This window comes from Aeromonas sp. s3, assembly GCF_040907805.1.
GTDB lineage: Bacteria > Pseudomonadota > Gammaproteobacteria > Enterobacterales > Aeromonadaceae > Aeromonas > Aeromonas dhakensis.
Genome location: NZ_JBFOCQ010000021.1, coordinates 81,371 through 105,529, shown reverse-complemented (window position 1 = coordinate 105,529; position 24,159 = coordinate 81,371). Strand labels below are relative to the sequence as shown.

Here is a 24,159-nt window from a genome sequence, read left to right as displayed (position 1 = left end):
CTTTCCTTATAGAAAAAAATCTGCCTTCTTATTAACAAAACAATCTAGCTCACCAGACGTTATATTGTATATCTTCTGCCCTCTTCTTTCGGCAAGTCGACGAATATAACCATACTCTAACTTTTGTCGTTCAATAGTTTCTCGCAGTCCATGAAAACCCAATTCCTTATATGCATCGAGTGATATTTTATCATCCACCGAAGTATGTTGGTAAACATGCGGAATAACCTTTCCAGACAATATATCCTCCTTAGTAAAAGCCCACCAAGTATGATCAAATCCAACCAAACAAATTTCTTCATATCCAATATAAAGGGCCAGTAGTATCGCAGGACATAATACATTCTGAGCACAATGCTGCATTTTCGCACTAAAGTCACAGCTTATTATCTCATCTGTAGCAAGCCCAGATGACATATCATAGAAATAGAGGTTCTCCATTTCCGCTTTTTGCCTGTCAAAATAATGTAAAGCATCAGCATTGACTACTAATCTGGTATCAGGAAGTTTAGTCGACAGCACGTTAATTATTGGTTCTAGTAATAAATCACTTTTCAACCAAAAGAGAGGGTCTGCCAATATCCAGAATTTAGGTAATAATTTAACAATCTCATGGCTTTTATAGGCATGATTAACCGCAATACAGTCAAACTGGGCTAACTTGCTTAAATTTATAGTTTTCAGTGAAGGTCCATTGCCAATGATAAAACAACGATCAGTTTTTCGCTTATCTTTAAGTTGCTTATTCTTGTTCAACACATGGCTAGAAATAATACTATCATATGTACTATAATCCATGATGGTGTGTTTAACACCCAACTCACTTAGTTGGCACTGGAGCTCTGTCACATAAGATGACGTAATGATTATCTTACTATCACTCTGCAAATATTCATTTATATTCGTGACCAGATCAATCGTTATACCATTAAACAAGCGACCACTTTTCTTTGGATCATTATCCAAAATAACTCTAGGGACTGTATCACCATAAATACGAACCCATTTATTAAAAAGCTTTTCAGCCAAGCTTGAAGCACCAATCCACACAACACTCATAAAAAACCTTATTCTTTTAAATTAACATTATTAACATACCAGTCCCACGCATTTCGCATGCCTAACTCCAATGTAGTGGTTGCCTGCCAACCCAATTTATTCAATCTTGTTACATCCAGTCTTTTTACAGGAGTACCCTCAAGTTTATTCTCATCAAAACAAAACTCTCCGGTGAAACCACTGATAGCTTTAAGAAGCTCTGCCACTTCACGAATAGAGCAATCAATACCAGTTCCAATATTAATATGAGAACATCTAGGATCAGTCAGTGACTGTAAGTTTTGTTTAGATATAGACATAATATGTAAGCATGCTGCCGCCAAGTCATCGACATGCATGAATTCACGACGGGCGTTGCCACTACCCCAGATCTCTACAAACTTATCGCCTTGTTCAATGGCTCGATAGAACTTTCCTATTAAAGCAGGGATAACATGACTGTACTGAGGGTGAAAATTATCATATGGGCCATAAAGATTGGTCGGCATGGCACAGCGATAATCTCTTCCATATTGCCTATTGTAACTTTCACACAGTTTAATACCGGCAATTTTGGCAATAGCATAAGGTTCATTGGTCGGCTCCAATGGGCCGGTAAGCAGTGCCTCTTCCGAAATGGGTTGTGGGGTCAACTTTGGATAAATGCAACTAGATCCCAGAAATAACATTTTCTGTACATCAGCAAGATGTGCACTGTGAATTAAATTAGCTTCAATCATCAAGTTTTGGTAGATGAATTCGGCTGGGAAACTTTCGTTTGCATAAATTCCTCCAACCTTGGCAGCCGCCACATATATTTCATCTATTTGTTGATGCATCAGAAACCGTTTTACCGCTTGTTGATCTGTCAGATCTAGCTCACCTCGAGTAGCGGTCACCAGTTCAACTGAATCCAGCATCGTAAGTTGCCGACACAAGGCTTGTCCTACCATGCCGAGATGTCCAGCAACAAAGACTCTCTTCTTAGCCATATATTCAGTCCCCCATGGACTCACCAATCTCAAATCCGTGCTTTTTCAACAAGGCATGGCACTGCGCTACTTTCACATCAGCAGCAACCATTTCGGCACACATTTCTCTGACTGTAATACTGGGTTTCCAACCCAGTTTTTCTCGTGCTTTACTCGCATCACCTAACAAAGAATCAACTTCTGCAGGACGGAAATACCGGGGATCAATACGAAGGACCACATCACCAGGACGAACTGCCGGAGCCAACTCTCCCTTGGCTGATACCACCACTGCAACTTCTTCAACACCCTTGCCTTCGAAACGTAATTGCATACCTACATCTTCTGCTGCCCAAAGAATGAACTGACGCACAGAATACTGCTCGCCAGTCGCTATCACAAAGTCTTCAGGTTCTTCTTGCTGTAACATGAGCCATTGTAGTTGTACATAATCCTTTGCATGACCCCAATCCCGTAGAGAATCAATATTCCCCATGTAGAGACAACTATCCAAACCTTGGGCAATATTGGCCAAACCTCTGGTAATCTTTCGAGTAACAAAAGTTTCTCCCCTACGGGGAGATTCATGATTAAAAAGAATACCGTTGCATGCATATAAACCATAAGCCTCACGATAGTTCACCGTGATCCAGTATGCATAAAGTTTGGCAACGGCATAAGGAGAGCGTGGATAGAAGGGGGTGGTTTCTCTTTGCGGTATCTCTTGGACCAGGCCAAACAACTCTGACGTCGAAGCTTGATAAAACCGGGTTTTTTTCTCCAATCCCAACAACCGGATCGCCTCTAGCAGGCGCAGTGTGCCCATAGCATCCACATCGGCCGTATATTCCGGAGACTCAAAGCTGACGGCTACGTGAGATTGAGCCCCCAAATTATATACCTCATCTGGCTGAACCTCTTGAATAATACGGGTCAAGTTAGAGGAGTCCGTCAGATCACCATAATGCAGTACAAAGTTTTGATGTTCAATATGAGGGTCTTGGTAGATATGGTCTATACGTTGAGTATTGAACGATGACGCTCGACGCTTGATCCCATGCACCTGATACCCTTTTTCTAACAGAAACTCGGCCAAATAGGAGCCATCCTGCCCGGTTACACCAGTGATAAGTGCGACTTTCTTATTCATAGATTTCATGCCACTTGATGATCCGTGCTACAGGAGCCTTGTGTTGTAACTTCAAAACTATTTCATCACCATGCTCTCCCTCTACAGAGTTAAATAAAATTTCCACATTGGAGGGGAAATCATGTAAAGACCAGACTTGTCTACCATTAAAGGTACTATCACTCCCCAGAGAGGTAATAAAGAAGTCTGTCACAATACCCGATTTTTCAAGCAGCATGTATATTATGTTAGCCATAATACCGGTACCAAAGATACCAATACGTCTTCCTTTCAGTACTGAAACATCTTGCTCCTTCTCCAAATAACTATGAAAAAGCCGCTTCAATAACGTCATATTTTTATTTGCCAATGCCAAAGCTACGTCTTGTTGGTTTACCCTTTCCAAATCAAGAAGTTCGTAAATAATCCTGGTTTCCCGATTGATTAGGTTATAGTTTTCAATATTACTGCTCAGCCCACCAAGATAGAAATGGGCCACTGTTCTGTCAGAAAAATCCCCACGCTTAAAAAGAATGGTCTTCAACATAATATAGGAATCAGCAGCTATATTAAAAGACCGGGGAAAACCACCATATTCCTGCAGCAGGGCTCGCTTCATGAAAAAGCCTTGATGATGAGGATGGCTAAATTCCTGTTCACCATTACGCAATTCATTTCCATGCAAAATCCACTCAGCATTGGTCGCAGGATCCTTTATAATAACTCTAGCAGCCAAATAATCTAGAGAATCGTCTTTTACAAATTCGGCCAAAATATCATAAATAACATCTGAGTCACAGAGATGATCATCTGAGCTAAGATAATAAATAATTTCACCCGTTGCAGCAGCTAATCCTTTGTTGAAAGCATCATAAACACCGTTATCTGCTTCTGACACTACTTTCGCTATATGTGGAAATGTAGACACTAGGGTAAGTGTTTGATCTGAAGAACGGCCATCGATAATAATATGCTCTATCTGGGAAATGGCTGTTTGTTTAGCCACACTAGATAAGCATCTTTCGATAGTTGCAGCACTATTATATGTTGCTGTAATGATAGAAACTTTCATTCAATTTTCATCCATTAGACCAGTATAAAGTGCATTCTAAAACCAGAGGTCAGCCATGAACACCTGCCGTTTTTCTCAATACACTGATACAATCCATATCCTTGCACTCCCAATCGATGAGTGTTTGCTCCACCACCTCGAAATCATGGTGCTGGGCAATGAAAGCAACATCATCTTTTGAGATCCTGCTACGTCCGGCCGGATTCAGATTCCATTGGTCGAATACTCTCATATTATCCACCAATGCACCAAGATTAGAGTGATGCATTACAACATACCCATGATCTTTCAGTACACGATTGAACTCGCCGAGATAGAAATCCAAGCTTTTATAGGAAAAATGAACCATCGCATCCCAAGAATATATCAGACTTAGAGAGCTGGTTTGCTGAGGTAACTGATCTGTACCATTACATTGCATACTGACATTTGAATATTTAGCAAAGCGCTGGCGGCAGAACTCTATTGCGTCAAAGCTGGCATCAACCAATTGCAGATACTGACAACGTGTATGCACTATCTCTGCAATACGTCCCTTACCACAGGCAAAATCAAGGACATTGCTATAATCCAACACACCTTCCAGCCGGCTCAATACAGGTTGAATGAATCTATTATATTGGGCTTGGGCTGAATTCTCTGCCAATTTATAGTAGGCATCCCATTCATCATCTGCCGGGGTAGCACTCAGTCTGGTTTGAATCAGGTCTAGCACATCAATTTTCTGCTCAGCTCCGATACCTACAATTCTCGTAGGATCAACGCCCTCACTAACAAGATACTCTGTTATCTCTTCTTCAAATAATTGAGACGCAATAATAATTTGCTCAGGTTGTTGCCAATTCATCAAATCCGGTGGTAGAAAAATGAGTTGTTGCTGTTTTTCCAAGGACTTAAATTTTCTATCGACCAGCCAAGATACATGACAAAAAGGAACTGCAGCCAACTGGCGAAGGAAATATTCACCAATTTCTCCAGCACCATAGATAGCAATGTTTGCTCCCTTTATGACGCGATCGAAGGGAAACAGTATGAGATTCATGAGTCAACCCTATTTATTGTAGTTCAATACGGATGGTGTATTGTACAGCCAGGTCACGGGGCGAAACCCAAACAGACCATTTTTCTTATTCACATGCCCATTCAACGCACAAAGCCTGGCCCAACGTTCAGATATCACACCAAAATCATCCGTCCAGTCAGCCCTGATACTGCTGCTGAGTTTTTCTAGCCATAAATAAATGCGTTCTAACTCTGCATCACTTAAATCACTTCGTAGGTCACAGCACCATTCATGTGCCTCAATATCTATGTCCACGACGCCGAGAGTTTGCATGTATTTGATCATTATCTGCCGATACAAGGTCATTTGACGAACACGTTTTATTTTTGAGACTTGGGCATCATGAACTCTGTAATGGACCAATACTTCCGGGATGTTGGCAAATTTAATTCCACGACAAAGCGCCATTCTGGACCAGAGCTCAGTATCCTCAACATCTTCATAATGTTTGTCATATGAAAATTTCTGAAACAACTCGATTTTGCCCATGATTGAGCTATGGCTGAACCCTGATGAACGAAACAACAGCATGAATTTAATAAATGTATCTTCCCGGCGGTGATGCCAAATCTCGCTGCGAGCCCCGAAAAGCTGCACCCAGCTTCCAACAATATCTATTTCTGGGTGAGCGTTGAGAAAAGTCAACTGACAAGAGAAACGATGAGGCTCACAAATATCATCGCCATCCATGCGGGCCAACCATCTGCCCTGGGCTAATGCCACCCCTTCGTTAAGAGAATCTACAATTCCGCTATTTTCCCGGGAAATGATCTTTATCCGTTTATCATGACAAGCTATCCGCCGAACAATTGCAGGTGTCTCATCACTGCAACCGTCATCGATCACCAGCACTTCAAAGTCTGTGAAAGTTTGAGCCTGGATACTAGCAAGTGCTTCTTCGATATATTCTGCACAGTTATAGACAGGCATTAATACAGATAACAGTGGTTTGGTCACGGCATGTGTATCCAAGGTTCAAAGAGTTGTCGTGTGCTTGGCAAAGTGATTCAACGCATTATTCACCGCATCATCCATATCAAAATAGCGATACTCGGCAAGGCGCCCCAAGGCGATCAGTTGTGGGAAATTGGTCAACTCACCACGGCACGCTTGATAATGCTGTTTGGCTGTATCGGTAAATAGCGGGTAATAAGGTTCGAGCCCCCGTTCCGGCTGATAGTCACAGGGATATTCGTAAACGATGCTGGTACCGGGATGTACCTGCCCGCTGAAGTGCTTGAACTCGGTGATCCGCGTGAAGGCTTCTTCATTCGGATAATTGACGGTGGTAACCGGTTGGAATTGTTCCTGCGCCAGATGGCGATGCTCAAAACGCAGTGAGCGGTATGGCAGGTAATTCCCCTCTGCCGGCAGCAGATGATCCAGCATCCCGGTATAGATCAAGGGGCCGTCAAACGGCGCTCCATCCAGCAGCACCCACTTATGTTGCCAGTCCAACCTGACATGCTCTGCCATTGGGGTCGACAGCCTCACTTCAATCAGCGGGTGCGCGAGCATGCGCTCAAACATGGCGGTATAGCCTGCGGCCGGCACCGCCTGCCAGGGGTCGGTGAAATAGCGATCATCCCGACTGACCACCACGGGAACCCGCGCCGTCACCTCGGGGGAGATCTGCTCGGGCGGTACCCCCCACTGTTTGCTGGTGTAGTTGACGAAAGCTTTCTGATAGATGAAATCTGCCAATTCACCCAGCAGGGGATGCGCCTCTTTACGCAGTTCCAGAATAGGCACTCTGGCACCATCACCAAACCGGGTTCGCAGGGCCTCAATCATGGCGCCGGCCTTGTCGGCGGGGAAACAGCGCTCGATGCTGGTCAGGTTGAACGGGATAGGCACCAACTGCCCGTCGATACGTGACAGCACGCGATGCTCGTAAGGCAACCACTCGGTAAACTGCGACAGGTAATCCCACACCTCCTTGCTGTCGGTATGGAAGAGGTGCGGCCCATAGCGATGGATCAGCACGCCATGCTTGTCATACTCGTCGAAGCAGTTGCCCCCTATGTGGTCGCGCTGTTCCAGCACCAGCACCTTCCAGCCAAGCTGGCTGGCCATGCGTTCAGCCATGACGGCACCAGACAGCCCGGCACCAATGACGATTGCCTGATAACTCACGCCGCTTCTCCAAACAGTTGTTGCACTACCCGGGCGGGATGGGCCCGCTGCGCCCACGCCAGTTGATGGCGCTCGTCGAAGAACCAGCCAGGCGCCAGCCCCGCAACCTCTGCCGCCGACAGCTCGATGAGCTGCGTGAAACGGACGACGTCATCCTGCCGCAAAAAGTAGAGCGCGGCAGAGTAGTAGTGATGGGCACGCCCCTGGGCAATGACCACCGGGTCTGCACCGAATGCAGCCGCATTGTCACAGGCGCGCAGCAGGTCGCGCAGCGACTGCTCACGCCGCTCCGCGGATTTGCGGGTCTGCCCACCGAAGCTCTGGGTATGGAAGCGATAACGCCCCAGCAGCTCGGGGATGAAATCCAGGGAGCCCGGATTGAGGGAGAGATTCAGGATGTGCCAGGGATAATCGAGAATGATCTTGCACCCTTCATCGATGGCATCGGCCATGCCGTCATAGCGGCGGAACATGATGGAGCTGGCATTGACGAAGACCCCGAAGCGGATCAGCGCCTCCCGCGTCATCACGGGTTCGAGGTAACGGGCATTGTAGTAATCGTGAGTGAAGAGCTTGATGCGCGCATCAGTCTCATCGTCAAACATCTCCGCCTCGTGATAGCAAAGCGTGCAGCCGGGGTGCGCGTCCAGATAGTCGGCCTGACGCTGCAGCTTGCCCGGCAAGGCCAGGTCGTCGCCATCCACATAGGCAAGGTAGGCCCCTTTTGCTTCGCCAAGCAGCCGCTTCTGGGTTCTGGCCAACCCCATGTTCTGTTCGTTTTGCAGGGCCCGCAGGGCCGGCCACTGCCCTGCCAGCCGCTGCATGATGGACCAGGAGTCATCACTCGAGCCGTCATCGATGGCGATCACCTCGAACTCGAAATCCGTCTGCTGCTCGAGCAGGCTGAGCAGGCAGGGTTCGATGAAGCGCGCCAGATTGTAGACGGGCACCAATACGCTGACTTTCATAGGGAAATCCAAGGGAAAATGAATAGAAAAGAAGCGGATGGGAGAAAATGGGCAAGGCTACCGCACGGTCCCTGTCAACCCTTCTCCCTCTCTGTCAGGTTTTACTGCAAGAGGTATGCCTGACCAAGCTAATCCATTGAAGCTGCTGGATTTATGTGAGCCACACCCGATTATTCACGTCGACTGAGACCACGGCTGCACAGTTGCAGCATGTCGATGCCATCCCAGTGCCATTCGAATGCGAGCGCCTGTCCCGGCGCCACCACCCGGTCAATCCGGCAGGTGGAGGCTGTCGGCAGCGCTGCCTCGACCCCGGCCCTGTCACAGCCGACCCAGACGCAGGTCTGCATGTCCCAGGGCTGCGCCAGCAGCTCATTCAGGGTATCGGCCACAAATTCGGCAACTGTACCTCCTCCGACGTGTGCGAGCCGCAGCGTGCTGGTCGGAGTCAATAAGGTGACGCCGGGCAAGCTGGTCACCTTCATTCCCCCCAGCTCGGCGGCATTTTGTTGACTGTGGATGAGTCGTTCCATCGCCAGGGCGGGATCGGTGGCAAAGGGGGCAAACAGGGCTTCCAGCAGGCGGCGGCGCAGCCCCTCGTCGGGCTCACCCAGCCAGCAGAGGGTGGTTGGCGAGGCGCAGGCCTGCTGGTTGAAACGGGTGCAGTCCTGCTGCAAGGCATCCAGCGTCCGTTGCCACTCTTGCGGATCCAGCCCGGCCAGCCAGCGGCTGTCGAGCACCGCCATCGAGCGGCGATCCGGAAACACCACCTCCTGCGCCGTTGGTGCCAGGGGAATGGCCCGCACCTGGCGAATGGTCTCGTCGCCGCCCCAGATGATGCGCAGCCGGCAGCGCGCCGACAGCCAGGCGGTGATTCCCTCGTCGTGGTCATAGCGAATGAAGCGGGTACGGGCGGCGATCTCTTGCCATTCACCGAAGCTGAACAGTTCGCTGAGGATCGCCAGCATGGCCTCCTGCTGCGGATCGCGGCGTGACGACAGCCGCACCACGCAGGGGTTGCCCATCAACAGAGCCATCAACCAGGAGTAGAAAGCCACCGTCGGCACGTTGGAGGGCACCAGGTGAAAGGTGACCCCAAGCGGCCCCCGTCCCTGCAAGCGCTGTTGTTCTCTGGCCAGCTGGCGGGGCCGCAGCCAGAAACCGAACGCGACCAGATCAGGGTGACGACGACCCTCTTGTTGCAGGCGGGCCGACAGCGCCGCCACGAAGTCGCAGATGACGGGGGCAAAGCAGGGCAGCGGCTGCGGGCAGAAAGTTTGCCAGCCCGCCGTCGGGGCCACGAAGCCGACCGCCGGCCCCTCCTGCCAGAGCACTGTGGTCGCCCCGGACAGGGTCATTGGAAGGTGTCGCTGCATCCCCTCACCTCGGCGCCGTGCTGGCGTCCCGCTACGTGAAAATAACGGCCATGGCGGCCACAAGGGCAGTCATCCTCTCCCAGCAGCACACCGAGATCCTCGCTCAGCAGGCTGTGGCCGGGATAACTGCCGGGGATGGCGGAGAGCACCTGCAGCAGGCCTGGGCTGCCAATCCCGAGTGGCTGATGGGTGAGCGGATCGCGCACCTGTACATCGGCAAACACGGGAGCATGCAGGTGTCCCTGCTCGCACTCGACGAAGATGGAGCCCACCTGCTCCACCATGCCGTAGAAGTTGTGTACCCGACCCAGCCCCAGCTGGTCACGGCAGCGGGCCTTGAAGGCGGGATTGTCCACCGCCAGGTGCTGCAGCTTCTTCCAGCCGCCGCTGTGAAACAGAATGCCTTGTGTCAGCGGCAGTTGCAGACCGCGCTCGCGCAGCGGCTCCAGCAGGCATTGCCAGACCATGAAGGTGAAGCCGAACAGCAGCACCGGCTGGCCGGCATATTTGTCACAGAAGGCCTCGATGACGGGCCAGTTGGGCCGCATCTGCTCGTCAAGGGCATAGGTATGGTCACGGCCGAGGAAGGAGAGCCCCAGCGCACCCGCGCCGCGCGCCGAAAAGCCGCTGCGGTTCTGGATGAGGGCGGGTTGCTCCACCAGCAGCATGGGCAGGCGCTGCTTGCCGACAAACTCCTGCAGGATCTTCACCAGCACCTTGCTCTGCAGGGCGGCGGTCTCCCGGTCCAGCACGATCCGTGATGGTGAACCCGTGGTGCCCGACGAGGTGAGCACCTTGAACACCTCGCTCTGCGGCACGCTCTGCCATTGGGCCAGTTTGAACAGCCGGGCTGCCAGGTAGGGCAGCGCAGCGTAGTCGGTCGCCGCGGCCGTCCAGCCGAAGGCTTGCAGCACATTGTCATAGGCCGTGCAGTGCGCCCGATGGTGCGCAGTCAGCGCGTTGAGCCGCGCCAGCAGCAGCGCCTGTTTGGCGGCCTGGGGCAGCGCGAAGACCGGCGTGCTCAGCAACTGCTCCATCACGCCTCCCCCGCCAGTCTGGCCAGGGCGGCATAGTCAATCTTGTGATTGGCGGTGCGCGGCAGTTGTGTCACCTGCACCACCTGCACCGCCCGCGGCGGGGCCTGCAGCCACTGCGCCAGCTCGCGCTGCAAGCCGTCGGTCGTCTGGTCACTACGGGGTTCGACGGCCACCAGCAGGCAGTCGTCACGCCCGCCGCAGGCCCCCGCCCAGCCCCAGCGATGGAGCTGGCTCTCGACCTCCGCCAGGCTGACCCGCTTGCCGAACAGCTTGAGAAAACGGCTGAGCCGGCCGCAGATGTAGTAGCGGCCCGTCTCGTCACAGCGGGCCAGATCGCCGGTAGCCAGCTCCTGCAGCTGGGCGCCCAGCGCCAGATCCTCGGCCGCACCGGCGTAACCCAGCATGACGTTGTCGCCGCGATAGACCAGCTCCCCCTCCCCGGGCTTGCCCCCCTCCAGCGCGCGCAAGGCGAACTGGCCGCCGGGAATGGCGCGACCGATGGCATCGGGATGAGCGGCCACCTCGGGCGCCGCCAGCCAGGCCATGCGGGCGGTGGCCTCGGTCTGGCCGTACATGACAAAGAAGCGCCGCTCCAGCCGCAGGGCCTGCTCGGCAAACTGCTGCGCCAACGCGGGCTCTAAACGCCCGCCCGCCTGGGTCAGGGTCTGCAACGAGGGGTAACGGGCCCAGTCAAAGCGCAGTCTGGCCAGCATCTGATAGGTAAAGGGCACCCCGGCAAAGCTGCTCACGCAGTGCAGATCGACTTGCTGCCAGAAGTCGCGCTCCAGCACGCTCCCCTCGTGCTGCACCAGGGAGGCGCCCACCAGCAGATGGCTGTTGAGCACCGACAAGCCGTAGGAGTAGTACAGCGGCAGGCTGGTGATGGCCCGCTCGGCCGCGGTCAGCGCCAGATAATCGGCGATGGAGGCGGCGTTGGCCGCCAGATTGCGCCCCGACAACCGCACCCACTTGGCGCTGCCGGTGCTACCCGAGGTTGGTAGCATTACCGCCAGCGCCGGGTGCAGGGCGGGCGTCGCCGCGGCGAGCCGCTCCAGCTGGCCGACATCATTGACCCGCCAGCTCACGCCAAACTGCCGGCAGCTGGCATCGTGCTGGCTCGCTGGGAGGGCCGGGTCTGCCAGCATCACGACATGCCCCAGCTTGAGCGCAGCCAGATAGTGCAGCAGGTGGACGGTGCGGGTGAAAAAGGGCAGATAGATCAGGCTGCGCTCGTCCGGATAGCTGGCCGCCAGCCGCGCCACCCGCAGTGCCAGCTCGCCGTAGGAGAGCCAGCCCTCTTGCGGGTCGCGCCAGGCCGGTGACGGGTTGTCTTCCCGCAGGTGGGCGAGCAGTGCGTGCGCGTGATCCATCAGACCGTCATGCCTCCATCCACACCGATGACCTGACCGGTCACATAGCTTGCCAGGTCGGAAGCGAGGAACAGCGCGACCTTGGCCACTTCGTCCGGGGTGCCGATGCGCCCCATGGCGATACTGGCGAGTCGCTCGGCAAACTTGTCGTCCGGGATGGCGTGGGCCATCTCGGTGTCGATGAAACCGGGGGCGATGGCATTGACCCTGATCCGGTTGGCGGCCAGCTCCTTGGCCAGCGACTGGGTGATGCCGATCACCGCCGCCTTGCTGCCAGCATAGCTGCAAAGGCCGGCAGCACCCACCCGCCCCATCAGGGAGGCCAGATTGATGATGCTGCCGCCACCGCTGCGCTGCATCAGGCGGGCGGCATACTGGCTGCAATAGACCACGCTGAAGGTGTTGTGGCTGAAGGTCTGCTCCAGCTGAGCCTGATTGACCATGCCGAGCAGCCCCTCTTCCAGCATGCCGGCATTGTTGACCAACACGTCCAGCGTTCTGGTCTGGACAAACAGCTGCTGAAAGGCCTGCTTGACTGCTTGCGGCTGCGCCACGTCGACACAAAGCGAGTGACAAGGCACGCCGAACTCGGCGCCGAGCTCATCTGCCAGCCGGCTCATGGCCGCCTCATCGCGCCCCGCCAGCCACAGCTCGGCCCCCTGCGCGGCAAACAACCGGGCAATGGCGAGCCCGATGCCGCGCCCGGCGCCGGTGATCAACACCCGCTTGCCTTGCAGCAGCCCCTGCATCAGAGGGCGACCCCGTATTTGGCGAGGATCTCCCGCGCCTTGGCGACCGAGCTCATGTCGATGATGTCATCGGTATCGAGCAGCACGCCGTAGCAGTCCTCCAGCTGGGCAATCAGGCCCATGTGGGCGACGGAGTCCCACTGGGGAATGCTGTTGTAGGCCAGCTGGTCGCTGACAGTGCCGACGTCGATGCCGAGGGCATCGGCAAAAACCTGTTCCAACGCTGTAGTCATCTGAAAAATCTCCGTAGCCGTTCTCGGGCGGCATAATAGTCGGCGGGCTGCAGTTCGAGGGCGATGAAGTCGCCCTGTTGCCCCTGTTGGCGATAGCCGAGCTGTGCATTGAGGCGCAAAGCGGCGTCGTTGCCGGTGCGCACCAGAGTGCGGATGCAGCCGAGCCCGAAGGTATCGAAGCCCTGATCGAGCTGTGACAGGGCGGCGGCGACAGCCAGCATGGGGTGGCGTACGCTGGAGCGGCCCAGATAGAGGCCGGCATCGGCCACTTGCTGCCCCTGCAGCGATTGCCTCATCTCCCCTTTCAGGTTGACGTAGCCGGCCCGCAGGCCACGGCACCAGAGCACCCAGTGCTGCTGGTCAGCCCGTTCCAGGGTGCTGACGAACCACTGCCGTTGCTGGCGGGGGGAGATGAGCGCCTGCTCCACCATCTGCAACCGCACCTCGTCCAGGTTGCGCCAGCGTCGCAGGGTGGGCAGATCCCAGGGCTGGAGCGGGCGCAATTCGACACCATAACTCATGTTCAATACCAACGACGTCCCATCACTTGCCCATGTTATCGACCATCACCGGGCAATTCCGTAGCAAAGCTCAATAATATAAGATGAAAACTCGGTATAATCTCAAAAATAATCAACGAGTTGTCATCAATTATCCGGCTCGGCGACCACGTCGGGCTCCTCAGGGAGAGAGCATCATGGCCATCGCCATCATCCCGGCACGGGGCGGCAGCAAGCGCATTCCCCGCAAGAACATCCGCCCCTTCTGCGGCCTGCCCATGATTGCCTACGCCATCGGGGCAGCCAGAGACTCGGGCTGTTTCAGTCGGGTGGTGGTCTCCACCGATGACCCGGAGATCGCCGAGGTGGCCCGTCGCCTCGGGGCCGAGGTGCCTTTCCTGCGCGGCGCGGCGCTGGCCGATGACCATACCGGCACCACCCCTGTGGTGATCGACACCATCCAGCGGCTCGACCAGCTTGGCATCCAGGCAGAGCACTACTGCTGCATCTATGCCACAGTGCCACTGATCCAGGCCGCCGACATGCGCGCCGCCCACCACCGCCTGCTCGCCAGCAAGGCCCCCTTCGTCTACACGGTGGCCGAATTCGGTTTCCCGATCCAGCGGGCGGTACGCATGGACGCGCAAGGCAGAGTCACGCCGTTCTGGCCGGAGCAGATGGCGAAACGCTCCCAGGATCTGGAGCCCGCCTATCAGGATGCCGGCCAGTTCTACTGGGGCAGCCGCGCGGCCTGGCTGGGGGGGATCAGCCCGGTGGGGGGAGAAGGGATCGGCCACATACTGCCAAGGCACAGGGTGGTCGACATCGACACGCCGGAAGATTGGCACCTGGCCGAACTGCTCTATCAAGTGCTGGCCCAAGATGACGTTTAAGGTTGCCTTCCGGCTCGATGCCGGCGCCGAGATCGGCTTGGGCCACCTGATGCGCTGCCTGGCCATCGCCGATCGGCTGCACGCCGCCGGGGCCGAGTGCCACTTCCTCTGCCACGATCTGCCGATACACCTGCTGCCGCTGCTGCGACCCCATCACCACCATCCTCTGAGCGCGCTCGATGACGCCGGCCCGCTGCCCGGCTTGCAGCCCGATTGGCTGGTGTTCGATCACTACCAGATTGACCACACAATCGAACACAAACTGGCGGTCCACTGCGGCCGCGTGCTGGTGATCGATGATCTGGCCGATCGGCCGCACCACTGCCAGCTGCTGCTGGATCAGGGGCCCTTGCGCCGCGCCGCCGATTACCAGCCGCTCACCCCCGCCGGCTGCCGGCTGCTGCTCGGCACCGACTATGCCCTGCTGCGCCCCGCCTATCGCCAGCTGGCGCGGCAACATGCCAGTCAGTGGCGACGAGGCCTTGTCTGCTTTGGCGGCGCCGACCCGGCCGGCGCCTGCCTCGTCACCCTCAACAGCCTGGCCCGGCTGCCCTGGGCCCGCACCATCCAGTGGACCCTGGTGGCGGGCGGGGCCAATCCCTTCTGGCCCGAGCTGGAGCAGAGAGTGGCCGAGCTGGCCGACCTCAACCTGGTGCTGCTGCGCCAGAGCGACCAGATGGCCGACCTGATGAGCCGGCACGACTTCGCCATCGGCGCCGCCGGCGGCATGACCTGGGAGCGGGCCTGTCTCGGTCTGCCGACCCTGGCGCTGCCCATCGTCGACAACCAGCAGTTCAACGACCAGGTGATCGCCCGCTTCCAGCTGGCCGAGCGGCTGACCCTGAGCGAGCTGGCCGAGCCTGAGCGGCTGCTGCAGGCCCTGCAACGGCTTGAACAACAATCAGACGACTACCGCCGCCGCGGCCAGCAGCAGGTGGACGGGCTGGGGCTGGATCGGCTCACCGCCCGATTGCTGCAACAATTGGATTATCAGCTGTTACCAGATGGCCAACATTGGCAACTACGCCATGATGGCAAACTGCTGCTCACCCTGACCCTGAACGACCAGCGGCTGACATGGCAGGCCGCCCGACCACTGCAACCAGCGGAGTGGCAAGAGCTGGCACATCGCTTGCAAACAATTTTCTCCCAATTTCCCCTCTATCTTGCCGAGCCACCGCAGATAGCGCCCCCTGCCCCCTGGCAGCCGGCGCCGCAAGGCTGGCAACTTGGCACAGGAGTCTGAACACAGATGCAGATCGCCCATCAATCCATCGGCCCGGCGCAGGCTCCCTACGTGATCGCCGAGCTGTCGGCCAACCACAACGGCAACCTGGATCGCGCACTGGCCATCATGACCGCCGCCAGGGAGGCCGGGGCCAGTGCGGTCAAGCTGCAGACCTATAGGCCCGACACCATCACCCTCAACAGTGACAGGCCAGAGTTCCAGATCCACGGCGGTCTCTGGGATGGTCACAACCTGTACGACCTCTATGAGTGGGCGCACACCCCCTGGGAGTGGCATCAGGCCCTGTTTGCCAAGGGGCGCGAGCTGGGACTGACGGTCTTCAGCAGTCCGTTCGACTTCAGCGCGGTGGATCTGCTGGAATCCCTCGACTGCCCGGCCTACAAGATCGCCTCCTTCGAGCTGGTGGACTTGCCCCTCATCCGCTACGCCGCCCAGACCGGCAAGCCGCTCATCATGTCCACCGGCATGGCGAACGAGGCCGAGATCGCCGCCGCGGTCGAGATGGCGCTCAAGCACGGCAACGGCCAGCTGGCCCTGCTGCACTGCGTCAGCGGTTATCCGGCGCCGGCCGCCGAATACAACCTGCGCACTATCCCTATGTTGCGCCAGCGCTTCGGGGTCGAGGTGGGGCTCTCCGATCACACCCTGGGGTCGGCCACGGCCATCGCCGCCACCGCGCTCGGGGCGACCCTCATCGAGAAACACTTCACCCTGGCCCGCGCCGACGGCGGGCCGGATTGCGCCTTCTCCATGGAACCGGCCGAACTCACCGAGCTGGTGGCCTCGGTCAATACCGCCCATGCCGCCCTCGGGGTGGCCGATTACCAGCTCACCGCCAGTGAACAGGGCAACCGCGCGTTTCGCCGCTCCCTCTATCTGGTCAAGGAGATGGCAGCCGGCGAGGTGCTCACCGCAGAACATATCAAGTCGGTGCGCCCCGCCCTCGGCCTGCCTCCCGCCGATTACGATCGGATCATCGGCAAGCGAGTCAACCGCAGCCTGAGTGCCAATCAACCGCTGAGCTGGGAGTGGATAGACAAGGATGAGTGATGATCTGTTCAACCAGCACGGCAGACTCATCAGCCAGCGCTGGCCCGCCCTCTGGCCCCGCCTGCTGGCACAGGACGTGGAAAGCCTGCCGGCCGAGTTGACCGAAGGGCTCGGCTCTACCCTCAGCCTCCACGGCATCCAGCTCACCAGCCGGCACGACCGGGTGAAAGAAGCCGAACTGCAGGCCGCCAGCCTGCCCGAGCAGCCGGTGCTGCACCTCTACGGCACCGGGCTTGGCGATCTGCCGCGCGCCCTGCTGGGGCGCAGCAGCCTCAAGCGGCTGGAAGTGAAGATCATGAATGGCGCCCTGTTTGCCCTGGTGCTGCGGCTGCTGGATCAGCAGGACTGGCTGACGGACCCCAGGGTAGAGCTGATGATGGCCGGTGACGAAGGCGAGGTGCGGCTGCCCTTCTTCGCCCTACCGCCCGAGCTGCTGCTGGTGGAAGATGCCGCCGCCCGCATCCGCGACCGGCTGGTGAGTGAAATCGACTTGCCGTTCGCCCGGGCCAGGTTCGACGCCGAACACCCCGACGTCACCCGGCGGCTGGCCGAAAACCGTGAACTGGTGGCCGGCGACGGCGACGTGGCCTCCCTGTTCGGTCTGGCCCAGGGCAAGCAGGCCCTGATCGTGGCGAGCGGCCCGACTCTGCAACACAACCTGGCCACCCTGCAGGCCCAGCTGCAGAGTCGTCGGCAGGACTACCTGCTGATCAGCGTCGATACCGCGCTGGCCTTCTTGCTTGACCACGGCATCCGGCCCGACATCGTCGTCACCATAGATGACGCCATCCACGGCAACCGGCTACCCGCCGCCCAGTCGGCCCAGACCACCCTGGTCTATTACCCCACGGTTCCCACGGCAGCCCTGCTGGCCTGGCAGGGGCCGCGCAAGACCGCCTACTCTCGCAGCCCCATGTATCAACAACTGCGACAGACGCTCCCCAAGGGCGTGCTGCACTCGGGCGGCAGCGTCATTCATCCCGCCGTGGATCTCGCCGTGCAGATGGGTTGCCGCCAGGTCATCCTGCTGGGCACCGACTTCGCCTTTCCCGGCGAGCTCACCCACTCTGGCTGGGCCGACGGTGCGCTCGGCCCCAGCGCCGCGCTGGCGCTCAGCTGGACCCTCGACGGCCATGGCCGGCGGGTCAAGACCAATCCGAACTTTTCCGCCTACCGCACCGAGCTCGAGCGCTACATAGCGCGCCACCCCGAGGTGCAATTCTGGAACTGCAGCAGGGAGGGGGCGGAGATCGCCGGCTGCCACTATCACCCGGAGTACGTGCAATGAAAAACGGCCAGATCACCCGCCTCACCGCCCTGGCGCACCAGTTTCGGCTGGGGCAGTCGGTCGCCGCGAGTCAGGCACTGCCGGAACTGCTGCAAGAGGTGCTCACCGAGCAGGGCAACCTGCCGCCCGGACTGGTAGCCGCCCTGCTGCAGTGCCAGGAACGCCAGGACTGGCTGGGACTGGCCGACTACCTCGAATATGAAGTGGTGCACTGCCTGTCGACCCCGGCCGGCGACACCACCACAGGAGACCATTGATGATCAAGGCCATGTCCAACGCCTCCGAGCAGGAGCTGTCACGCCGTCAGACCTTCAGCGAGTTGCTGCACGCCAGCCCGCTGCCCGCGGCAGAGCTGCAGAACAACCTGGGTCTCTACCTCAAGCGCCAGTCGCTCTCCCGCATCCTGTTCATGCACGAGCTGTATCAGAAGATCGTGCCGGTCCACGGCGTCATCATGGATTTCGGCACCCGCTGGGGTCAGAACCTGGCGCTCTTCTCCTCGTTTCGCGGCATGTATGAACCCTACAACTACAACCGCAAACTGGTGGGGTTCGATACCTTCAGCGGCTTCCCTTCCCACGCCCCGCAAGATGGCAGCGACGCCGCCATCCAGCCCGGCGCCTACGGGGTGACGCCAGGCTATGAACAGCATCTAGCCCAACTGCTCGCCGCCCATGAGGCGGAAAGTCCCCTGGACCATATCGTCAAGCATGAGCTGGTGAAGGGGGATGTGACCGAGACGCTGCCGGCCTATCTGGCTCGTCAGCCGGAGACCATGGTCGCGCTGGCCTATTTTGACTTTGATCTCTACGAGCCGACCCGCCGCTGCCTCGAGCTCATCAAGCCGCACCTGACCAAGGGATCAGTGCTGGCATTCGATGAGCTCAACTGGCCCGCCTTCCCGGGGGAGACCCTGGCCCTCAAGGAGGTGCTGGGGCTGGATCGCTACGCCATTCGCCGCACCCCGCACAACCCGGGCCCGGCCTATCTGGTGATCGAGTAGTCCGGTTGCGGGCTGAGGCGACGCAGCAGCCCAGCCTCCAGCAGCATCCGCGCCAGCGGCTCCACCCGCCAGAATGGCGCTCCTATGGTCTCGGCAATCTCGAACAGGGTCAGCTTGCCGTCACTGTAGGCCAGCAGATTCATCATCTCCCGCACCTGCCAGCCCGAATAGCGGGTCGACAAATCCGGGTAGAGCCCCCGCTTGCCGAGCTGGGGCTCGCCCAGCACTGTGACCTCGCAGCGCTCGTCCCGCTCCAGACACTCGATGGCCCGGCGCAGCGCCAGGAAGCCGCCGGCCAGACCGGCCGGCGTCACCAGCGAGAGGTCATCGAGCGAGGTGTGGTACTCGGCATAACAGCCGTATCGGCTGCGCATCACCGAGGTGACCGGCAGATCGATGCCGGGCGCGCACAGCTGCCGCTCGTTGGAACCCCGCTCCAGGAAGCTGTACGCCTTGTAGCCCGGCGCCAGATGGCCGAGCACATGGCGACCGATGCGGTCCGCCAGCGTGTTGCCCTGGCGGGAAGGCAGGAAGGAGTAGCCGCGGTCATCGCCAAGACAGGTCAGGTTGAAGCCGGCCAGGGTACGCTGCTTGAGCTGATCCAGGTGGCGGGAGAGATAGACGATGGCCCCCAGGGTTTCAGGCACCAGCATCAGCCGATAGCTGTAGCGACGTGTGGGCAGTGACGCAAGCCAGGCCATCAGGAATACACCGACACAGGGGCCGGAGAGCTCGTTGTTGGCCATGGAGGGGTGGCAGGTGTAGCTCGACAGCAGGATCTCCTGCTCGCTTTCTCCCGGCAGCACCCAGTCACCATAGGTGAGCGAGCCCGGGGCCAGGGTGGCATCGATCACCACCTGATATTCTCCCTCCGGCAGCGCCTCTCGCAGCCGATGGGGCAGACAGAAGCCCCAACGGCGCTTGTAGTAGGAGGTCACATAGGGAATGGCGTCCGGCTGCTCGGGCAGAGAGTGAAGATGGGGCTGCAGCTCGGCCAGCGAGAGGGTGCAGCGTACCGGCTCCGAGTAACCGACCAGATGCAGGTTGTGATCCTGGAAGTCCACCACTCTGCGTCCATCCGGCCCCATAATGTAGGCCTCCCGCACGTTCCACTCGTCAGGCACGGTCCAATCGAAGCACTCGGTGCCGCTGGCTACTTCATGGATCTGCAGCTCGGGCAGGCAGTGCTCGCGCCACAGGGCCAGCGACTGCCGAACCCCGTCCCCGGTCAGGCTGCGGTTGAGCGGAAACAGCAGGGTGAGCAGCCGATGCAGCTGTTCACCGACTTGTGCCTGGTCGTCCCAGTCGGTGGGCAGATAGCCGCTCTTGGGTGAAAAACTCATGGGGTGGGTGCCTCGATCAATTCGACAATGTGGCCAAGGGGGCTCAGGAAAAACTGGACGTGGACGCCGCCAAACGCGATGGCCGGCTGGCTGGGCCCGAGGGGCAGGTGGCGCTGCGCGCGCAGCCGTTCGGCGCTCTCCTGCAGGTGGCTCACCCGATAGGCAAGGTGGTTGATGACGTTGCGCCGGGTCTTGAGTACCTGGGCGACCGGGCTCTCCTCGCCGGCCGGAGCGACCAGCTCATAGCAGATACCATGGTCGTCGTGCACGAACTGCACCCAGACCCGTTGCAGCGGATCTTCCACCGCCGCCGAGAAGCGGCTCAGCCCCAGCACGTCGCGGCAATAGGCCACACCGCTCGCCAGGTCCGGTACCACCAGTCCGATGTGATCAAACTGCATGGGACTCTCCTCCCGCCCGGATCAGGGCGTATGGGGCTGCCGCCAGCAACTCGCTGGCGGCCAGGATGAAGTCGCGGCACGATACCGCCCAGACCGGCACCCGCTGGCACAGCGTCTGGCGCCAGGCACCCCGCTCCTGCAGCAGGGCCACCAGCCGGGAGAGGTCGATTTCGCTGGCCAGCGACAGGTCGCGCACATAGTAATCCGCCTGCCACTCCCGCACCTGGCCGTCGACGAGCACCCGGCCCGCAAACATCTTGTGATAGCGGTAGGGGACGGCCAGCCGCTGCTCCACGTAGTGGGTGAAGGTGATGCGGTCGGGGTGGCAACCCAGTCCCAGCAGCCAGCCGTCCTGCTCCGCCAGCCAGCCGAACGGGCTCTCCTGACCGAAACAGTCGTGGCACTCCCGGGCCACCAGCGCAGGTCCCTGCGGGCCGCTGATCGCCATGCTGAAGACGGGATCCCGCGTGCGCACCACCCCTTCGCGCTGGCGGAACAGCTCCGTCATCAAGCCCACCTTGCTCGGGGTCTGCGCAGGGTCGAAGCATTCGTCCGCCATCGGGCTGTAACTGAAGGTCGGCACCAGCAGGTGCCCGCCCAGCCACTGCTCGAGGCATGTCCAGAAAGCCGCAATGCCCGCGGCGTTGCCCATGCCGGCAAACTGGGCCACCACCATGGCATCCGAGTGCACCATCAGGGCGCCGCCTCTGGGGATCCCCAGCTCGGTCAGCGCCTGCTCGAGCGCCTGTTTCACACGGCAACCCCTTTGCGCAGCAGGGCTTGCTGGATGTCGGCCAGGCTCTTCAACTCGGCCAGCTCCTGCGGCTCGAACCGCACGGCATAGTGCTGCTCGACCAACAACAGCAGGTTGAAGTGACCCAGAGAGTCCCACTCGGGAAAGCTGCCGAGGGCAGATTGTGCGTTGATGCTGGCCTGGGGGAACTGCTGGTGTGCCAGCGCGATAAGGTCATTCATTGGCATAGAACTCCAAAAACGGGAGAGAAAGAGAGCAGAGATCAAGCGTGAGGAACAGCTCATCCGCCAGCGGCAGCAAGCCCGCTGGAGTGGTTATCGGCCGGGTTGGCAGGCTCGCCAGAAAATCCCGCGCCGGCTGGTTGCGGGTGGTGGCAACCAGGCTGATGACCAGCTCGGTCACGCCTTGCGCCCGCAGATGGTTTGCCAGTTGCGCCAGCAGCCAGTATTCGAAACCGCGCCCCAGCACCCGGCAGCTGATGGCCAGGGTATCCAGCAGCGCCCTACCCTCATCGAGCGGGCGCACCACCAGCAGCGCCGTCATGCCGTGATCGGCAAATCTGTCTCGCAGACTGGCCAGCCAGACCTCGCCCCCCTCGGCGGCCAGCCGGGCCAGCTCCGCCGCCTGATAGCGGCGGCCGGAGAGGTTGAACTGATTGGTCTTCTGGCTGAGCTGTTCGGCTCGCAACTGGTTGCCCGGGGAGAGCATCTGCCAGTCGGCCTGCAGCGCCAATTGCCGCAGGAAGGCGTGCTCGTCGCCCAGTTGCCGGCGCACCGCCTCGGCCTCGGCCTGGGCCTGATAGGAGTGCTGCCGCAGGCCGTCATCCCGGCTCTGGTGGCGACTGCACAGGGCCGGCAGCGTCAGCAGGGCATCCGGCCAGCTCCAGAGGTCAGCCGGCGGGGTAACCACCATCACCTCGGGGCAGTTGGCCTGCACCTCGGCCCGCTCCAGCTCGCTATCATCCCAGAAGACCAGGCTGTCCAGCCCGACATTGAGGCGGGCGGCCAGCCGCCGCAGCCCCTGGGATTTGGGCTCCCAGCCGATTTCGGCGGCGGCGATCTGCGCCCGTGTCAGCACCATGCCCGGATGCTCGTCAAACAGCCGCCACACATCGTCCGCCAGATTCTTGGAGCAGAGCGCCAGCACTATACCCTGCCCGTGCCAGTGGCTGGCTGCCTGCTGGAAGGCCTGGTAGAGCCGGCCCATCCCGTCCTGCCCCAGCAGGACGCCGCCGACACCGTCTTCACCGACCACGCCGCCCCACAGGGTATTGTCGCAGTCGAGCACCAGCACCTTGTGGGCGGGTTGCTGCAACCGCTGCAGCAAGGGGAGAATCCACTGCGCCAGGCTGGCCAGACCGGCCATGGAGAAGGGGCAGGACATCAGATAGAGGTTGCGCCGATCGAAGCAGTGCTGGCGGCCATGCTGTTGCAGCCAGTGCGGCAGGTGCAGGTCGTCTAGGCCGGGTTGCTGCAGGCGCAGGCGGGCCATCTGCTGTTCGAACGCACTGGCCAGCACGGCGAGCACGGCAGGGGCCGGGCCATAGACACAGAGCGGAGCATGGCTGCAGGCCCCCACCAGCAGATGATCCTGCGGGCGGCGCTGCAGATGCTGCAACAGAGGCTGACAGAGCGCGTCGACAAAGGCGGCGACCGCCAGCTGCTGCTCGTCCTGCGCCAGACGGCCCCACTCCTGCAGGGTCCGGGCGGGCACCAGATCTTCCCACAGCCAGATGATGATGTGGGTCCCGGCCGCGGCATCGGCGCCCTGATTCATCAGGGTCTGCAACCACTGGCCATGGGGGGCCACCTGCACTTCGCCATATTCAGCCAGGGGGCGCCAGGCGAGGTTGCCCGGCATCAAGAACGAACTGCCACTGAGATGAAGCATGGTCATGACCTTCCCCCTGCACTACCGGGACCATCCCGGCAACCGACAAATGGGATGATCGTGTTTGATCTTCATGAAAAACAAAAGCTTTTTTGGCCGTATTCAGTAGTTGATGCTGACGTAGGGCACCTCCTCCACCTGCCACAGCTGCTTGAGGTAGACGGTCAGCACGAAGAAGAAGTTGGCCAGCAGGTTGGCGAACCGATAGAGGATGGGGTCGAAGCACACCCCGCTCTCCTCCAACCGCACCAGCAGCCGCACCACCTTCTTGCTGCCGCAGCGGCACAGATGCAGGGTCGGGATCGGCTGCGGCCCTTGCGGCAGCACGAAACCGGTGACCCGGCCGCGGCTCGCCTCGTTGTAGTGATCGTAACGCCCCTTCAGCCACGCCAGATCCTCCTCGAAGATGCCGAGCCGGCCGCGCACCGAGCCGTTGAGGTTGTAGATAAGCCGCTGCAGCGCCGCGAGATCCGCCTGCATGGGCGCAAGCTCGGCATCCGGTGCCAGGAGTGACAACACGGCGCCCACCTGGCAGCAGAGCTCGTCGGTGGCGATCTCGTAGTCACACTGGAACTGGGTTTCGAAGATGAAGGGGTAGCAAAGCTCGCGCTTGTCTCTGGGCTTTTTCGGGTTCATGGGGCAGCCG

Annotated in this window: 26 protein-coding genes; 6 read left to right on the top strand and 20 right to left on the bottom strand. The window is 58.8% G+C overall.

All coding sequences use genetic code 11. The features are described 5' to 3' along the window. Positions 1-6 precede the first annotated feature (6 nt). From AB5Y98_RS11170 to AB5Y98_RS11105, 14 genes are all read right to left on the bottom strand, one after another. Positions 7-1,059, bottom strand: a complete 1,053-nt coding sequence (locus AB5Y98_RS11170; RefSeq protein ID WP_157835331.1) for a hypothetical protein — start codon at positions 1,057-1,059, stop codon at positions 7-9. A gap of 8 nt (positions 1,060-1,067) precedes the next feature. Beyond that, positions 1,068-2,030, bottom strand: a complete 963-nt coding sequence (locus AB5Y98_RS11165) for a GDP-L-fucose synthase family protein (RefSeq protein ID WP_368231916.1) — start codon at positions 2,028-2,030, stop codon at positions 1,068-1,070. A 4-nt stretch (positions 2,031-2,034) separates the two neighbouring features. Further along, on the bottom strand, positions 2,035-3,159 hold the full coding sequence (gene gmd, locus AB5Y98_RS11160) for a GDP-mannose 4,6-dehydratase (RefSeq protein WP_017781250.1): 1,125 nt from the start codon (positions 3,157-3,159) through the stop codon (positions 2,035-2,037). Further along, positions 3,152-4,210 carry a glycosyltransferase family 2 protein gene (locus AB5Y98_RS11155; protein ID WP_080632841.1) on the bottom strand — a complete coding sequence of 353 codons (1,059 nt, stop codon included), beginning with the start codon at positions 4,208-4,210 and terminating at the stop codon, positions 3,152-3,154. Before AB5Y98_RS11155 ends, gmd begins: the two co-directional genes overlap by 8 nt. A gap of 49 nt (positions 4,211-4,259) precedes the next feature. Beyond that, positions 4,260-5,252 carry a class I SAM-dependent methyltransferase gene (locus AB5Y98_RS11150; protein ID WP_368231915.1) on the bottom strand — a complete coding sequence of 331 codons (993 nt, stop codon included), beginning with the start codon at positions 5,250-5,252 and terminating at the stop codon, positions 4,260-4,262. 9 nt (positions 5,253-5,261) lie between these two features. Then, a complete protein-coding gene (locus tag AB5Y98_RS11145; RefSeq protein WP_368231914.1) occupies positions 5,262-6,230 on the bottom strand; it encodes a glycosyltransferase family 2 protein in 969 nt (322 codons plus the stop codon). Between the two features lie 18 nt (positions 6,231-6,248). Continuing rightward, positions 6,249-7,409 (bottom strand): UDP-galactopyranose mutase, encoded by a 1,161-nt coding sequence (gene glf, locus AB5Y98_RS11140; protein ID WP_368231913.1) that lies wholly within the window; start codon positions 7,407-7,409, stop codon positions 6,249-6,251. Further along, complete coding sequence (locus tag AB5Y98_RS11135) at positions 7,406-8,389, bottom strand: glycosyltransferase family 2 protein (RefSeq protein ID WP_368231912.1); 984 nt, start codon at positions 8,387-8,389, stop codon at positions 7,406-7,408. Before AB5Y98_RS11135 ends, glf begins: the two co-directional genes overlap by 4 nt. Positions 8,390-8,547: 158 nt before the next feature. Then, complete coding sequence (locus AB5Y98_RS11130; protein ID WP_368231952.1) at positions 8,548-9,735, bottom strand: acyl-CoA reductase; 1,188 nt, start codon at positions 9,733-9,735, stop codon at positions 8,548-8,550. After that, the gene (locus AB5Y98_RS11125) at positions 9,732-10,790 is read right to left on the bottom strand and encodes an acyl-protein synthetase (protein WP_368231911.1); all 1,059 of its coding nucleotides are present in this window, start codon (positions 10,788-10,790) and stop codon (positions 9,732-9,734) included. Before AB5Y98_RS11125 ends, AB5Y98_RS11130 begins: the two co-directional genes overlap by 4 nt. Next, positions 10,790-12,160: an AMP-binding protein gene (locus tag AB5Y98_RS11120; RefSeq protein WP_368231910.1), complete on the bottom strand. Its 1,371-nt coding sequence runs from the start codon at positions 12,158-12,160 to the stop codon at positions 10,790-10,792. Before AB5Y98_RS11120 ends, AB5Y98_RS11125 begins: the two co-directional genes overlap by 1 nt. Further along, positions 12,160-12,909 carry an SDR family NAD(P)-dependent oxidoreductase gene (locus tag AB5Y98_RS11115; RefSeq protein ID WP_135318745.1) on the bottom strand — a complete coding sequence of 250 codons (750 nt, stop codon included), beginning with the start codon at positions 12,907-12,909 and terminating at the stop codon, positions 12,160-12,162. Before AB5Y98_RS11115 ends, AB5Y98_RS11120 begins: the two co-directional genes overlap by 1 nt. After that, a complete protein-coding gene (locus AB5Y98_RS11110; RefSeq protein ID WP_017779504.1) occupies positions 12,909-13,142 on the bottom strand; it encodes an acyl carrier protein in 234 nt (77 codons plus the stop codon). Before AB5Y98_RS11110 ends, AB5Y98_RS11115 begins: the two co-directional genes overlap by 1 nt. After that, positions 13,139-13,675 (bottom strand): GNAT family N-acetyltransferase, encoded by a 537-nt coding sequence (locus tag AB5Y98_RS11105; protein WP_081588899.1) that lies wholly within the window; start codon positions 13,673-13,675, stop codon positions 13,139-13,141. Before AB5Y98_RS11105 ends, AB5Y98_RS11110 begins: the two co-directional genes overlap by 4 nt. A gap of 164 nt (positions 13,676-13,839) precedes the next feature. Here AB5Y98_RS11105 and pseF point away from each other — a divergent pair, with 164 nt between their 5' ends. From pseF to AB5Y98_RS11075, 6 genes are read left to right on the top strand one after another with little or no spacing between them, the layout of a single operon-like run. Next, positions 13,840-14,535 carry a pseudaminic acid cytidylyltransferase gene (gene pseF, locus AB5Y98_RS11100; protein WP_139431099.1) on the top strand — a complete coding sequence of 232 codons (696 nt, stop codon included), beginning with the start codon at positions 13,840-13,842 and terminating at the stop codon, positions 14,533-14,535. Further along, positions 14,525-15,781, top strand: coding sequence for a UDP-2,4-diacetamido-2,4,6-trideoxy-beta-L-altropyranose hydrolase (gene pseG, locus AB5Y98_RS11095; protein WP_368231909.1), 1,257 nt, complete (start codon positions 14,525-14,527; stop codon positions 15,779-15,781). The genes pseF and pseG overlap by 11 nt, the downstream gene beginning before the upstream one ends. Positions 15,782-15,787: 6 nt before the next feature. Then, the gene (gene pseI, locus AB5Y98_RS11090) at positions 15,788-16,834 is read left to right on the top strand and encodes a pseudaminic acid synthase (RefSeq protein ID WP_213344184.1); all 1,047 of its coding nucleotides are present in this window, start codon (positions 15,788-15,790) and stop codon (positions 16,832-16,834) included. After that, on the top strand, positions 16,827-18,122 hold the full coding sequence (locus AB5Y98_RS11085) for a motility associated factor glycosyltransferase family protein (RefSeq protein WP_010635734.1): 1,296 nt from the start codon (positions 16,827-16,829) through the stop codon (positions 18,120-18,122). Before pseI ends, AB5Y98_RS11085 begins: the two co-directional genes overlap by 8 nt. Next, the gene (locus tag AB5Y98_RS11080) at positions 18,119-18,379 is read left to right on the top strand and encodes a hypothetical protein (protein WP_010635733.1); all 261 of its coding nucleotides are present in this window, start codon (positions 18,119-18,121) and stop codon (positions 18,377-18,379) included. The genes AB5Y98_RS11085 and AB5Y98_RS11080 overlap by 4 nt, the downstream gene beginning before the upstream one ends. Further along, positions 18,379-19,125: a crotonobetainyl-CoA--carnitine CoA-transferase gene (locus AB5Y98_RS11075; RefSeq protein WP_017779498.1), complete on the top strand. Its 747-nt coding sequence runs from the start codon at positions 18,379-18,381 to the stop codon at positions 19,123-19,125. Before AB5Y98_RS11080 ends, AB5Y98_RS11075 begins: the two co-directional genes overlap by 1 nt. Here the strand turns inward: AB5Y98_RS11075 and AB5Y98_RS11070 are convergent. From AB5Y98_RS11070 to AB5Y98_RS11045, 6 genes are all read right to left on the bottom strand, one after another. Further along, positions 19,107-20,468: a DUF4910 domain-containing protein gene (locus AB5Y98_RS11070; RefSeq protein ID WP_368231908.1), complete on the bottom strand. Its 1,362-nt coding sequence runs from the start codon at positions 20,466-20,468 to the stop codon at positions 19,107-19,109. The genes AB5Y98_RS11075 and AB5Y98_RS11070 overlap by 19 nt on opposite strands. Continuing rightward, positions 20,465-20,869 carry a VOC family protein gene (locus AB5Y98_RS11065; RefSeq protein ID WP_368231907.1) on the bottom strand — a complete coding sequence of 135 codons (405 nt, stop codon included), beginning with the start codon at positions 20,867-20,869 and terminating at the stop codon, positions 20,465-20,467. The genes AB5Y98_RS11070 and AB5Y98_RS11065 overlap by 4 nt, the downstream gene beginning before the upstream one ends. Continuing rightward, positions 20,859-21,623, bottom strand: a complete 765-nt coding sequence (locus AB5Y98_RS11060; RefSeq protein ID WP_368231906.1) for an AAC(3) family N-acetyltransferase — start codon at positions 21,621-21,623, stop codon at positions 20,859-20,861. Before AB5Y98_RS11060 ends, AB5Y98_RS11065 begins: the two co-directional genes overlap by 11 nt. Next, a complete protein-coding gene (locus AB5Y98_RS11055) occupies positions 21,620-21,844 on the bottom strand; it encodes an acyl carrier protein (protein ID WP_017781268.1) in 225 nt (74 codons plus the stop codon). The genes AB5Y98_RS11060 and AB5Y98_RS11055 overlap by 4 nt, the downstream gene beginning before the upstream one ends. Further along, positions 21,837-23,519 carry an HAD-IIIC family phosphatase gene (locus AB5Y98_RS11050; RefSeq protein ID WP_368231905.1) on the bottom strand — a complete coding sequence of 561 codons (1,683 nt, stop codon included), beginning with the start codon at positions 23,517-23,519 and terminating at the stop codon, positions 21,837-21,839. Before AB5Y98_RS11050 ends, AB5Y98_RS11055 begins: the two co-directional genes overlap by 8 nt. A 96-nt stretch (positions 23,520-23,615) precedes the next feature. Continuing rightward, positions 23,616-24,149 (bottom strand): ATP--cob(I)alamin adenosyltransferase, encoded by a 534-nt coding sequence (locus AB5Y98_RS11045; protein WP_279973355.1) that lies wholly within the window; start codon positions 24,147-24,149, stop codon positions 23,616-23,618. Between the last annotated feature and the right edge of the window lie 10 nt (positions 24,150-24,159).